Raw genomic sequence first — 13,865 nt, forward strand, 5'->3', positions numbered from 1 at the left:
GTCATGGCCTTTGGTGTGATGGTAAATATAGTACCATGTGTCAGGGTAGCCGTTTTCAACTAGCATTGGGGAACCCATAACGTAACGAACCTGAGCTTTGGTCATGCCAAACTTCAGTTTATCGACTGCTTCTTGCTCAACATAGTTACCTTGGTTGATATCAATTCGATAAACTATTTTTTCTAGTAAAGAGCAACCGGTCAACATTGTTAGTGCAAGTGGGACTGCTACTAACCACTTTTTCATTTGCATAGTCTCAGATCTTAGTAATTCGCTTAAATTCTGCTTGATAATAAACAAGCTCAAGCAAGAAGTAAAAAGCTCCTTGCACTTTGAACAGTATCAGACTACTAATTTTGAGTTAAGTTGCAAATTCATCGCAAATATTCAGCCAATAGTGGCTTTTCATGTTTTCACTAGGCTGCAATCAACAATTCTTTGGCATTCGCAAGAGTCGATTCTGTAATTTGGCTCCCGCCTAACAACCTAGCTAACTCTGAAATACGTTGCTGTTCATCGAGATTATGCATTTGTGTTTCTGTCTTTCCTGACTTTGTATCTTTCGCCACAAACAGTTGTTGGTGCCCACAACCCGCAACTTGAGGTAAGTGAGTCACACACATAACTTGAGTTGATTCGCCTAATTGGCGGAGCATTTTTCCTACGACAGCGGCGGTTGGGCCACTGATACCCACATCGACTTCATCAAAGATTAGGCTAGGCGTATCGACTTTTTGAGCTGTGATCACTTGGATGGCTAAAGATATCCGAGAAAGTTCACCGCCAGAAGCTACCTTAGCAATAGGCTGCATTGGTTGACCTGGGTTAGTGGATACAACAAAAATCACATCATCCATGCCTAATGGAGAAGGCCGGGTGTTATTACTCGAAACTTCTATAGCGAATTGTGCTTTTTCCATGCTGAGTTCATGCATACTTTGAGTGATCAGCTTATTCAATTCTTTGGCATAGCGGCAGCGAGATTTATGTAATTTATCAGACTTCGCGACAAAGTTAGTGTACTGAGCTTCAACTTCTTGAGCTAATTCATCTAGTTTCTCATCAGAACAATCTAGTTCTTCAATCTGTTGAAGCAGATCTTGATGATGCTGGTATAGCTCTTCTGGTAAGACATGGTGCTTACGAGACATAGACATTACTTTTGAAAAGCGTTCTTCTACGTAAGCCATGCGACCTGGGTCGACATCAATACTGTCTAGGTAAGTTCGAAGTTCACTGTTGGTTTCTTCAATTTGAATAATGGCTTCAGAAAGCATGTTGGGTAATTCTGCTAATCGTTCATCCAGCTCGGCAAGTTGAATTAAGGAGTTATTGGCCGATTGCAAAATACCAAGCGCATTAACTTCTTCACCTTCATATATAAGCTCGATAGCCTGTTGGCAGGTTGAGGCAAGTTCGCCGCTATTGGACAAGCGCTTATGTTCTTGTTCGAGCTCTTCATATTCATCCTCTCCAATAGCTAACTCGTTAAGCTCTTTGATTTGATATTCAAGGAGCTGTTTTTGAGCTTGATTTTGTTGACTGTTTTCAATTAATTGCTTTAAGTGATTGTCAGCCTGACGCCAGGTTTGATAAGCGTTACGTGTCGATTTCAAAAGGTTTAGGTGACCCGCGTATTGATCCAGCATGGCCATTTGATATTCACTTTTCATCAGTTGATGATGGGCGTGTTGACCGTGAATATTAATAAGCAGTTGCCCGAGAGACTTAAGTTGAGAAAGAGGAACAGGGCTACCGTTGATAAATGCTCGCGAGCGACCTTCTTTAGAGATCGTACGGCGTAAAATACACTCACCTCCGTCAAGCAACTCGTTGTCTTCTAACCAGCGAGTTGCGTGAACATTGTTATCCAGTAAAAATGCGGCGCTAACTTCGGTTTTGTCTTCACCTTGCCTTACCATTCCCGCATCGGATCTTCCTCCAAGACATAAACCAAGTGCGTCAATCGCGATGGATTTACCTGCACCCGTTTCCCCAGTGATAGTTGTCATGCCTTTAGTAAGTTCTAGCTGTAAAGACTTAACAATAGCGAAATTATTAACACTTAGATGAGCCAGCATTTTTATTTACCTGTATAACTGAAAGTACTGTATATAAGCTCAGTATATACTGTTTCTTTATACAGTAAAGTTTGAGGTGAAAAATTTTTTGTGAGTGAGATCAGAAGACTACGCATTTTGAAGGTGGAGGGTCATGGGCTTGATTATGACGATTGAAAAGAAAAGGGCTGACGTAATACGCCAGCCCTTAGGTGTTTTTACTGAAATAACGGTGAGTTAGTCTGTTTTAAAACAGCTTACTAGACCAACCCAACTTGTTACGTAGTACATGATAATAGCTGTAATCTTTTGGATGGATCAGTTTGAGTACATTTGGGCTTTGGTAAATATGAATTTCATCACCAGGAGATACTGGAAGTGATATTTGCCCATCACAGCTCACTTCTTGAGTGCCACGATTATCAGGAGACACGACTAGCTTGATGCGTCTTTTTCCGTCTACAACTAATGGTCGGCTTGAAAGAGTATGCGGAAMCATTGGGACAAGTGAAATCGCATTTAAGCTTGAAGACAGAATTGGCCCACCACCAGATAAGGAATACGCAGTAGACCCGGTTGGTGTGGAGATGATCAGTCCGTCAGAACGTTGCGAAAACGCAAAGCTGTTATCAATATAAACTTCAAATTCGATCATGTGTGCAACTTGACCGGGGTGAAGTACCGCTTCGTTCAGTGCTGCGTTATGACTTTTTATTTGACCATGGCGGTGAATTTCAGTCTCAAGTAGGAAGCGTTCTTCTTCCATGTACTCGCCGTTTAGCACATCGGTAAGTGCTGACTGAAAATTGTCTGGACTTAGGTCTGTTAAGAATCCTAGGTTGCCTCTATTCACACCAATCACAGATATATCAAAACGCGATAAAATACGAGCTGCACCAAGCATATTGCCATCACCACCCACAACAATTGCAAGATCGGCTATTTTTCCTAGCTCGACTAGGCTTGAAAAGTGTTGTGCAGGGATTTCTTCTAAAATACTGGAGAGCCTGTCATCAATAAATACTTGATAGCCCTCAGATGTTAGCCAGTTATACAGCTCTCTATGAGTCTGAATTGCTTGCTGATCTCTGGGCTTACCGATAATTGCGATGACTTCAAATGGCTTTTTCATAGGTTTTCCAACCGAATTAGGCTTGAATCAAAATTCTTCATCCCCATAATAAAGGCAAGTTGAATGTCTATGCGAGTGTTTTATATCAATTTCAGGCGGAAATGAGCCTGTCACTTGTATTGAAAATTGAATTCTGGAGAGATCATGAGCAACGAACAAAACAAAGTAAACGAAGAAGAGCTACAACAACAAGAAACAGTAGAGCAAGAAGTTGAAGCTGTAGGTACTGAAGGTGATGTTGATTGGAATGCTGAAGAAGGTATCTTCCCAGAAGGCGATCTAGTAGATGAAGGTCAAGTAGCAATGCTTGAAGCTGCTCTATTGGCAAGTGAAGCAAAAGTAAAAGAACAGCAAGATTCTGTTCTTCGTGCTAAAGCTGAAGTTGAAAACATGCGTCGTCGTAGTGAGCAAGAAGTAGATAAAGCGCGTAAATACGCTCTAAACAAGTTTGCTGAAGGCTTACTGCCGGTTATCGACAACCTAGAACGTGCGATCCAAGCTGCAGATACTGAAAGCGAAGCGGTTAAGCCTTTATTAGAAGGTGTTGAACTGACGCATAAAACTTTTGTAGATACGGTTGCTAAGTTTGGTCTTAAAGAGATCAACCCTGAAGGTGAAGTATTCAACCCTGAATACCACCAAGCAATGTCTATCCAAGAAAGCCCAGACCACGAAACAAATACAGTAATGTTTGTTATGCAGAAAGGCTACGAGCTTAACGGCCGTGTTGTTCGCCCTGCAATGGTAATGGTTGCTAAATAAGGCAAGCTAGTTAATAAATGAAGTGGTGATGATTACAAGATAATTCACTGCTTGATTTGAATGTATAAAGAGAGACTTCGGTCTCTCTTTTTTTGTATTTATCGCCTGAATCGCCCGATTAGTAGGCAAAAAACTTTTTTCGGTACGTCATTTCTTTTAATTTATTTAGATCAGTTACTTAGAGTTATATTTTATGAAACTGGTTGTTTTAAAACATTTACTCCGATGTCACATTTGTAATCTTTATGTAAAAAAATGCTTTCAATTGTTATGTTGATATGTAAAATCTCCGGCCATATCGAGATATGACTCGTATATATAACTATAAAAGTACAAATTTCAAACACAACTAACTGGAGAAGAATGATGGATAAATCGCTCTCAAGTAAAATATTTGTAGGCTTATTTGCTGGTCTACTAATCGGTACAGCGATTCAGTACCTATTCAGCGGTATTGCGATTTTTGATACGTACCTACTTGGTGCTGCGGAAGGCGCTGGTGGTATGTTCGTATCACTTATCAAACTTCTTGTTGTTCCACTGGTATACGTATCGATTGTATGCGGTATCGTTGAACTGAAAGACATTCGCTCATTTGGTCGTCTTGGTGGTAAAACCTTTGGTCTTTACATTATTAATACCATCATCGCGATTTCTGCTGCTCTAACGATTGGTCTTATTTTCCAACCGGGCGCTGGCGCGAACCTAGCGGGTACAGTTTCTGAGACAATTGCTCTTACAACAACTGAAACACCAGACATCTTCTCTCTTGTAGTTAACATCGTTCCTAGCAACCCTGTAGAAGCGTTTGCAAGCGGTGACATGCTACAAATCATCTTCATGGCTATTCTGACAGGTCTCGCTATCCAAGCTCTTGATTCTCGTGGTGGCCCAGCTATCAAGACGTTCAAGATGGCTAACGAAATCATGATGAAGCTTATCGGCCTAGTAATGAGTCTTGCGCCTTACGGTGTATTTGCTCTGATGATTCAACTGGGTGCAACACTTGATGCAAACACGCTAATGTCAGTTGCTGGCTACGTAGCGCTTGTTGTTGCAATGCTTGTGTTCTGGATTTTCTTCTTCTACCCAATGATGGTTGGTTCATTCACTGGTATTTCTCCAAAGCAGTTCCTACGTGCGACTCGTGAGCAAGTTCTATTCTCACTGTCTACAGCAAGTTCGAACGCTACAATTCCAGTAACTATGCGTACTCTAACTGACAAGCTGAACGTATCTAAGTCAGTTGCTGGTTTCGGTGTACCACTAGGTGCAACAATGAACATGTCTGGTGTATCTATCTACATCGCACTAGCAACTATGTTCGTAGCAAACGCATTTGGTCAGCCAATCAACACAGCTGATATCTTCACTCTAGGTCTAACTATCTTGCTACTGTCTATCGGTGCTGGTGGTGTTCCTGGTGGCGGTGTTGTTATGGTAGGTGTTCTATTGCACCAACTAGGTTTGCCACCAGAAGGTCTAGCGATTGTTGCTGCTGTTGACCGTATCTGTGACATGTTCTGTACTTCTTCTAACGTTGTTGGTGATACTGCGGTTAACACTATCGTAGCGAAATCTGAAAACGAGATTGGCGTTGAGTCAGAAAAAGAAGTTGAACTGAATAAAGCTGAAGCTTAATAAGCCAAGGTTATATGAATAGTGAAAAGCGAGGCTCTTAGCCTCGCTTTTTTGTATAAGAAAACAAGATATAGAGATTAGTACGTAATTGGTAAGGTTCTAATTTCTTTTGAATATGCTGACTTAGGTGTGCATATAGGCAAGGATAAAGAGTGAATTGTGATTGGAATTAGAAAGTTTCTACTCATAATGCGCAGCTAATGAGTTATCTCGAGATACATCTAAAAACTTTTTGATTTTTTTTCATGTTGTCCCTTGAAAACCATTTCTCAGCCCTTATCTATTGGGCATACGAAAGCAAAAACTTTGCATTTTAATTTTGTGTATTAGGGTTGAATCCCTGATTACCACCCCCCACATAGTGGGTATAGCGAAAACTAATATAGAATTTATTCGGAGATAGCCTGATGGGTCGAATCATTGGTATTGATTTAGGTACTACTAACTCTTGTGTTGCTGTTCTTGACGGCGATGCACCACGCGTAATTGAAAATGCTGAAGGCGAACGTACAACAGCATCTGTAATCGCATACACAGAAAGCGAAACGCTAGTTGGTCAACCTGCGAAACGCCAAGCGGTTACTAACCCTCAAAACACACTATTCGCTATTAAGCGTCTAATCGGTCGTCGTTTTGAAGATGAAGAAGTTCAGCGCGATATCGAAATCATGCCTTTTAACATTGTTAAAGCTGATAACGGTGATGCATGGGTTGAAGCGCAAGGCCAAAAAATGGCTGCTCCTCAAGTATCTGCTGAAGTTCTTAAGAAAATGAAGAAAACAGCTGAAGACTTCCTAGGTGAAGAAGTAACTGGCGCAGTAGTTACTGTTCCTGCTTACTTTAACGATGCACAACGTCAAGCAACTAAAGATGCTGGTCGTATCGCAGGTCTTGATGTTAAGCGTATCATCAACGAACCAACTGCTGCAGCTCTAGCTTACGGTCTAGACAAGAAAGGCGGCGACCGCACTATCGCTGTTTACGACCTTGGTGGTGGTACTTTCGATATCTCTATCATTGAGATTGACGAAGTTGAAGGCGAGAAAACTTTCGAAGTTCTTTCTACTAACGGTGATACGCACCTAGGTGGCGAAGATTTCGATAACCGCATGATCAACTACCTAGTAGATGAGTTCAAGAAAGAGCAAGGCATCGATCTTAAAGCTGATCCACTAGCAATGCAGCGTGTTAAAGAAGCAGCAGAAAAAGCGAAAATCGAGCTTTCTTCTACTACTCAAACAGACGTAAACCTACCTTACGTTACTGCTGATGCAACTGGTCCTAAGCACATGAACGTTAAAGTGACTCGTGCGAAGCTTGAGTCTCTAGTTGAAGATCTAGTTCAACGTTCTCTTGAGCCACTAAAAGTTGCTCTAGCGGATGCTGACCTATCTGTAGGCGAAATCACTGACGTAATCCTAGTTGGTGGTCAGACTCGTATGCCTATGGTTCAAGCTAAGGTAACTGAGTTCTTCGGCAAAGAGCCACGTAAAGACGTTAACCCTGATGAAGCAGTAGCAATGGGTGCTGCAGTTCAAGGTGGTGTTCTTGCTGGTGACGTTAAAGACGTACTACTTCTAGACGTTACTCCTCTATCTTTCGGTATCGAAACGATGGGTGGTGTAATGACTAAGCTAATCGAGAAGAACACGACTATCCCGACTAAAGCGGATCAAACGTTCTCTACAGCTGAAGACAACCAAAATGCAGTAACTATCCACGTTCTTCAAGGTGAGCGTAAGCAAGCGACTTACAACAAGTCTCTTGGTCAGTTCAACCTAGAAGGTATTCAACCAGCACCACGTGGCATGCCACAAATCGAAGTAACATTCGACCTAGATGCTGATGGTATCCTGAACGTATCTGCTAAAGATAAAGCGACTGGTAAAGAGCAAAAGATCACTATCCAAGCATCAGGCGGCCTGTCTGAGGAAGAGATCGAAGCAATGGTACAAGAAGCAGAAGCTAACAAAGAAGCTGATAAGAAGTTTGAAGAGCTAGTAACTGCACGTAACCAAGCTGACCAAATGATCCACGGCACTCGTAAGCAAGTAGAAGAAGCTGGTGAAGCTCTACCTGCAGACGAGAAAGAGAAAATCGAAGCAGCTATTACAGCACTAGAAGAAGTTAAATCTGGTGATGATAAAGAAGCTATCGATGCTAAAGTTCAAGAACTTATGCAAGCAGCTCAAAAGCTAATGGAAATTGCTCAACAGAAAGCTCAAGCTGAACAAGCAGGTGCTGAAGCTGGTGAACAACCTAAGCAAGACGATGATGTTGTTGACGCTGAATTCGAAGAAGTAAAAGACGAGAAGAAGTAATTCTTTTTGCTAGGAAGCTTGTTTAAAGCTTCCTTTTCTTCAGAAATATCTTGCGGGCGTCAGAGGTAACTCTCACGCCCGTAAATTTGTATTTAGGCTTGTCGATCTAGATAATAGCTTTATTCGGTATTCAAACCGACAGAACTTTTATCTAGATTGATACACAAACTACTGAAATGGTTTTTCGGTAGTGGCAATTATTTGGTGACCGAGAACATGTCAAAACGTGATTTTTACGAAGTATTAGGCGTAAGCCGCGATGCATCAGAGCGTGATATTAAAAAAGCGTACAAACGCTTAGCAATGAAATTCCACCCAGACCGTAATCAGGGTGATGAAAGCGCTGCAGATAAATTTAAAGAAGTAAAATTAGCGTACGAAATTCTAACCGACTCACAAAAGAAAGCGGCTTACGACCAATACGGCCATGCTGCTTTTGAGCAAGGTGGAATGGGCGGTGGCGGCGGCTACGGTGGTGGCCAAGGCGATTTCGGCGACATTTTTGGTGATGTATTCGGCGATATCTTTGGTGGCGGTCGTCGTGGTGGCGGTCAACAGCGTGCTCAGCGTGGTTCAGACTTGCGCTACAACATGGAGCTGTCTCTTGAAGAAGCAGTGCGTGGTTGCTCTAAAGAAATTGAAGTACCAACATTAGTTGGTTGTGATACTTGTGACGGTTCTGGTGCGAAGAAAGGTTCTTCAGCAACGACTTGTGGCACTTGTCATGGCCATGGTCAGGTTCAAATGCGTCAAGGCTTCTTTGCTGTTCAACAAACATGTCCAACATGTAACGGTAAAGGCAAGATCATTAAAGACCCATGTAATTCATGTCATGGTCAAGGTCGCAAACAGAAGACTAAAACACTTAACGTTAAGATCCCATCAGGTGTGGATACTGGCGATCGTATTCGCTTATCTGGCGAAGGTGAAGCCGGTGAATCTGGCGCACCAGCAGGCGATCTGTACGTTCAAGTTCACGTAAAAGAGCACCATATCTTTGAGCGTGACGGCAATAACCTTTACTGCGAAGTGCCTGTAAGTTTTGCTATGGCAGCGTTAGGTGGTGAAGTTGAAGTCCCAACACTGGATGGTCGTGTAAACCTTAAAGTACCTGAAGAAACGCAAACTGGCCGTATGTTCCGTATGCGTGGTAAAGGCGTGAAGGGTGTTCGCGGTGGCGGCGTTGGTGATCTGATAGTTAAACTGGTAATCGAAACTCCAGTAAAACTAAGTTCTCGTCAAAAAGAACTATTAAAAGAATTTGAAGAAACTTGTGGTGGTGAAGCTGCAAATAAGCATAAACCTAAATCAGAAGGTTTCTTCAATGGCGTTAAAAACTTCTTCGATGATTTGACGAAGTAATTAAGCCATAACGTAAAAACCAAAAGCCTGCTTTATCAAGCAGGCTTTTTTGATCGGGAGACCTAGGTTATATTTAGCCGACTCTACTTCTCAATAAGGTCACTTAAAAACTTGGGATTAAATGAATTCTAATTATTCCCAACATTCCTCAGGAGTTTGAGCTCCGGCAGCGTTAAGTGTGATGGTTTTTGGTGTCCTAGGTAAGCATGAGTCCTGGTCTTGCCCTAGTCGAGATTGAGCTGTCGCGGTAATGGTGTAGGCCATAGTACTTGAGCTAGAAATTGTAAAACGATAACGATCGCTATCTGAGTCGCATGTTAGACAAGCCCCACCAGAGATAATATTTCCCCAACTGTAGCCGCTATTATATTCACTCTCTAGTTGTAACTGGATTTTGGCTAGATCTGCTAATGCCGTAGTTCGGTGCGCTTTGAGTACATGATTTGTATAGCTAGGGTAGGCAATAGCAGCCAATAGCGCGATCACAGCGACGACAATCAATAGTTCGATCAATGTCATTCCTTTACGAACTAAGTTGTTGTTGTTGCATATATTTATTCGAATCATTTCGAGTAGTTCCTGTTCTACTTTCGGCCTATTTTTCTCTGGTGGTAGCATCGGTGCAAGATTAAATACGGTTATGAATGGTATTACATAGGAATTTGGGAAATGACTCGCGGGTTTACTTTATTGGAGCTGTTAATCACGGTAGCAGTGCTTGCTGTGCTTTTGGCTACAGCAGCGCCTAGTTTTAGCTCTCTGGCACAGACGACTCAAATGCAAAGACTAGCAACAGAGATCAATGGGTTCATGATACAAGCCAAATCTGAGGCTGTTATGCGAAATCAAGATTTGTGGGCTCACTTTGTCATGGTGGGGAATCAAAACAGTTCGGGTGAATGGAAAATTGAATTAAAAACATCGGATGTTGCCAATGTAGGCCCGTCATTGCTGACTATGCAGGGGGAAGCCTTTAAAAATATTAACCTGATAGTGAATTACAGCTCAGAGCAAATAAAGTTTAGCGGAGTGAATGGTAAAGCCAAAGACGGCAATCTTAAATTCTCAGTTGGGAATAAGGTACTAACCCTGATCACTTATCGATCTTCTGGTCGGATGCGAATCTGCGGTGTAGGAGGGGCGTACTATGGCTATGATGAATGTAGTTAGCTTGGGTAGAAACTCCAATCGGTTAAGCCTAGTAGGAGTGGCAACCGTTTCTTCTCAAAATCGATGTTGTGGGACAAATAAACAAAAAGGTGCCACGTTAGTTGAGATGGTGATTGCTTCCTCATTAGGACTCGTTGCTATCGTTGGAGTTGGGTCCATTTTTCTTTCTGGACAAAAGATTTCGAATGAGAAAGGAAAACAGTTACTCCTTTTACAGCAAGTATCCGGTGCTCTACAGTATTTTAAACAAGACCTCCAACGAGCAGGCTACGACGGTGGAAATGGAAACTCTTTAACTCTTTCAGGTACCTCAGACATCATTTATGTGGCTCCTGATTTTCATTCTGTTGCTTATGCTTACACGCATGGTACCCAAGTTCGAAATGTTGCGTTTGTATTTGATTCAGGAGCTATTAAGGTTTGTGATAGGCCATCAACTGCGCCTAAAACTGTGTCACAGGCGGTTAGTGGGTGTTCGTCTATATTTGAACCTAACCAGATAACAGTAACGAACTTTTTAATTCAAACATCTCATGTTGCAACATCAAGTGTCAGCTCTGGGATGACCACACTCTCTATTGCTGCCGAGTTAGCCAGCGATGCCTCTGTCACGTACTCCACGTCTGTTGATATCCAACATAGGAGTTGGCAGTGATGGTTGAGCAAATAGTTGCGATGAAGAAAGTTGATAGCTTCAAAGAAGGAAAGCAGCAAGGTGCGATCTCACTGCTGGTGACGAGCGTATTATTGATTGCTACTTTAATGGTTACACTGGCCAGTTATCGATCTACGTTTTATCAGATTAAACGGGCAAATAACGAGGTGGACGCTAGGCAACAGCATTGGAAAGCGGAAGGCGGGCTTGAATGTGGTTTTACTCAATTTAAGCAAGCGAATAGTTTGCCTGCTACGGTTGCTCCTTGCTATAGCACTAACTCGTTGATTCCTACTTTTACTGCAGTATCATCGGGTTATGAAGTGAGTGCGGTAGTTGGTAGTACTCACTTAGCTCGTACCTTGATGTTTGGTGGTGCGTTAGCAAGTGGTGCAATGCAGTCTAGCGCCGATGTTTATTTTTATTCGAGCACCACCTTCTCAACTCCAGACCCTGGTGTATTAAGTAGTGATGGTTGGGAGTGCGTTGCGCTTCGGTATCGAAATCGCTATCACTACTCTTCTCTCGATAATAAAGGGGTAGTGCATGGTGTTCCCCCTTACAGTACTTTTCAAAACCCATCGGGCGCAGATTGTTCGAATGTCCCTGGGAATGATCATTTGTCCTACGGTGATGGAAATGATTTTATTCAAGATTCTACCGTTAAGCCTTTTGAGTCTTTCTTTGGCGTCCCTGTGGCCGATCATAATGACATAAGAGATGAAGGTTCATTTGTCGTATTGAATGGTAGTGGATTACCTAAAACCTTAGCCAATTGTGGGCAGGTACTAGCTTCACAGATAAATTCAGGTAACCACCACCTTTGGATTGAAGGGGGATGTGAAATCACTCAGGCTCAATACAACAATTTAATTGATGCAACAGCGGCAACTGACGGGGTGACGATTTTAGTTCACGATGGCTTAATGTCTATCATGGGCAAACCTTCTACAGGCGCAACTTCTAATCAGCTTAAAGGCGTGTTGTTCCATTTTAATTTTGAGTATTCACCTAGCCCTGCCGATTGGGCATCATTTGATGCGAATACCTATTTGAACCATGTCCCGAGTGTTATCGAAGAAAGTTATCGAACCATTGCCTCTTATTATCAGCATGGCGCTTTTACTGTATCTGGAGGGCAGTATTTCGATGCACCAAATCAGGCGGCAGTATTTTATGATTCTTTAGATTTTAGGTTCAACAAAGATGTTATTGATAACTCAAGAAGTGAGTTTAGTAATATCAATTGGCAAAAAGGATCATGGAATGATTTCTAATCAACGTGGTTTTAGTTTGATTGAAGTTTTACTTTCTTTTTTATTGATTGGAGTCGGCTCTTTAGGTTTGGTTAAACTGCAAATTTATACTGAGCAAAAAGCGGAATATGCGATCAATAGTATTGAGGCTTTGCATTTAGCAGAGAGTAAGCTGGAGTGGTTTCGCACTCGTGGCGCATTAACTGCTTTTTCTACGATAACGCCCGCCGATTTCACGTCGGATATTGTAAATGGTTCTGATGCATCTCATGCTGATTTTACTCTCAACTGGACGGTTGTTGAGAGTTTATCTGGAGAATTGAAAACGATAAATATTCAAAGTTCCTGGGAAGACAGAGCAGGAATAACTCAGTCTGTGGAGCTGATGACTATGGTGTCTAAATATAGCGAATTTGACTGATACCTAGAGCTTATTATTTCAATATAGTGATAGTTTGCACATCTCAGACATTGTTTGCATGCTAGTTAAATTTATGTATACGGTGTGGTGTTTTTTGTGTTTTGTATTTGTTGTTGCTATATGGTGTTTTTGCAAAATATGTCTCCATTTATGGAAAATTAGATGGAATCTTGTGCTTTTTTATAGCGACTTTAATAGAATRTGTGTTGTACCAATAGGTCATGGTCATAATTTTAATAGACCTAGTTAAACAACATCACATTTGGAGTTACCATGAGTAACCAAGCTATAAATAAGGCTCCGTCTACTGACAAAGTTAGTGGTATGGATCGCTTTCTAAACTTCATTGAACGCGCAGGTAACAAGATCCCTGATCCAGCAATCTTGTTCTTCTGGGCGTTAGTTATTGTATGGGTATCATCTGCACTTTTGTCGAATCTTTCATTCGATCTAATCAATCCTCAAACGGGTGCTGCTCTAGAAGTTAATAACCTACTGACTGGTGAAGCGCTTGCAAGCTTCCTAGCGAATATGGTTACTACGTTCACTGGTTTTGCACCATTAGGTATTGTACTGGTTGCTATGTTGGGTGTCGGCGTTGCTGACTCTTCAGGCTTCATTACAACTGGCCTTAAGAAGATGCTTAACTTCACACCAGCTAAGCTATTAACGCCAATGCTTATCCTAGTTGCTATTGTGTCTCACACAGCAGCGGATGCAGGTTATGTTCTAGTTATCCCGCTTGGTGGTATCATCTTCCATGCTGCAGGTCGTCACCCACTAGCAGGTATCGCAGCAGCGTTTGCTGGTGTATCAGGTGGTTTCTCTGCAAACTTCATCCCTTCAGGTATTGATCCTCTACTAGCTGGTTTCACTCAAACAGCGGCAAACGTTCTTGACCCTGCATACGTGATCAACCCACTAGCGAATATTTTCTTCACTGGTTTATCTTCAATTCTTATTGTTGGTATCGGTTGGTACGTGACAGAGAAGATTATTGAACCACGCCTGGCAAAAACACCAGTAGATGAAGATGCTGAACAAGCACCAGATCTAGGTACGTTCACTGCTATTGAATCTAAAGC

General features: G+C 42.0%; 13 protein-coding genes. 9 read left to right on the forward strand and 4 right to left on the reverse strand.

Annotated features, from left to right (window positions below; all coding sequences use genetic code 11):
* From L4C33_RS13385 to nadK, 3 genes are all read right to left on the reverse strand, one after another.
* Positions 1–252, reverse strand: a 252-nt coding sequence (locus tag L4C33_RS13385; protein WP_428812926.1) for an outer membrane protein assembly factor BamE, incomplete at its 3' end; no start/stop codon positions are given.
* 164 nt (positions 253–416) lie between these two features.
* Positions 417–2,081, reverse strand: a complete 1,665-nt coding sequence (recN, locus tag L4C33_RS13390; protein WP_428812927.1) for a DNA repair protein RecN — start codon at positions 2,079–2,081, stop codon at positions 417–419.
* A 226-nt stretch (positions 2,082–2,307) separates the two neighbouring features.
* The gene (nadK, locus tag L4C33_RS13395; protein ID WP_428812928.1) at positions 2,308–3,192 is read right to left on the reverse strand and encodes an NAD(+) kinase; all 885 of its coding nucleotides are present in this window, start codon (positions 3,190–3,192) and stop codon (positions 2,308–2,310) included.
* Between the two features lie 144 nt (positions 3,193–3,336).
* Between nadK and grpE the strand changes: the two genes are divergently transcribed.
* The 4 genes from grpE to dnaJ all read left to right on the forward strand — a co-directional run bounded on the left by grpE (position 3,337) and on the right by dnaJ (position 9,278).
* Entirely contained in the window at positions 3,337–3,954 is a 618-nt protein-coding gene (gene grpE / locus L4C33_RS13400; protein ID WP_428812929.1) for a nucleotide exchange factor GrpE, read from the forward strand.
* 366 nt (positions 3,955–4,320) lie between these two features.
* Positions 4,321–5,595, forward strand: coding sequence for a dicarboxylate/amino acid:cation symporter (locus L4C33_RS13405; protein WP_428812938.1), 1,275 nt, complete (start codon positions 4,321–4,323; stop codon positions 5,593–5,595).
* 407 nt (positions 5,596–6,002) lie between these two features.
* Positions 6,003–7,916, forward strand: coding sequence for a molecular chaperone DnaK (gene dnaK, locus L4C33_RS13410; protein WP_428812930.1), 1,914 nt, complete (start codon positions 6,003–6,005; stop codon positions 7,914–7,916).
* A gap of 216 nt (positions 7,917–8,132) precedes the next feature.
* On the forward strand, positions 8,133–9,278 hold the full coding sequence (gene dnaJ / locus L4C33_RS13415) for a molecular chaperone DnaJ (RefSeq protein WP_428812931.1): 1,146 nt from the start codon (positions 8,133–8,135) through the stop codon (positions 9,276–9,278).
* Positions 9,279–9,410: 132 nt separating this feature from the next.
* Here the strand turns inward: dnaJ and L4C33_RS13420 are convergent, their stop codons facing one another.
* A complete protein-coding gene (locus L4C33_RS13420) occupies positions 9,411–9,845 on the reverse strand; it encodes a type IV pilin protein (RefSeq protein WP_428812932.1) in 435 nt (144 codons plus the stop codon).
* A 102-nt stretch (positions 9,846–9,947) separates the two neighbouring features.
* On the opposite strand from L4C33_RS13420, the gene L4C33_RS13425 reads away from it, so the two are divergent.
* The 5 genes from L4C33_RS13425 to L4C33_RS13445 form a co-directional block, all read left to right on the forward strand.
* A complete protein-coding gene (locus L4C33_RS13425) occupies positions 9,948–10,448 on the forward strand; it encodes a GspH/FimT family pseudopilin (protein WP_428812933.1) in 501 nt (166 codons plus the stop codon).
* Positions 10,426–11,103 (forward strand): PilW family protein, encoded by a 678-nt coding sequence (locus tag L4C33_RS13430; RefSeq protein WP_428812934.1) that lies wholly within the window; start codon positions 10,426–10,428, stop codon positions 11,101–11,103. Before L4C33_RS13425 ends, L4C33_RS13430 begins: the two co-directional genes overlap by 23 nt.
* On the forward strand, positions 11,103–12,380 hold the full coding sequence (locus tag L4C33_RS13435) for a hypothetical protein (RefSeq protein WP_428812935.1): 1,278 nt from the start codon (positions 11,103–11,105) through the stop codon (positions 12,378–12,380). The genes L4C33_RS13430 and L4C33_RS13435 overlap by 1 nt, the downstream gene beginning before the upstream one ends.
* Positions 12,370–12,780, forward strand: coding sequence for a type IV pilus modification PilV family protein (locus tag L4C33_RS13440; RefSeq protein ID WP_428812936.1), 411 nt, complete (start codon positions 12,370–12,372; stop codon positions 12,778–12,780). Before L4C33_RS13435 ends, L4C33_RS13440 begins: the two co-directional genes overlap by 11 nt.
* A 273-nt stretch (positions 12,781–13,053) precedes the next feature.
* Positions 13,054–13,865 (forward strand): AbgT family transporter (locus tag L4C33_RS13445; RefSeq protein WP_428812937.1); only part of this gene is annotated, 812 nt, incomplete at its 3' end.

It is taken from the genome of Vibrio makurazakiensis (genome assembly GCF_050337375.1).
GTDB lineage: Bacteria > Pseudomonadota > Gammaproteobacteria > Enterobacterales > Vibrionaceae > Vibrio > Vibrio makurazakiensis.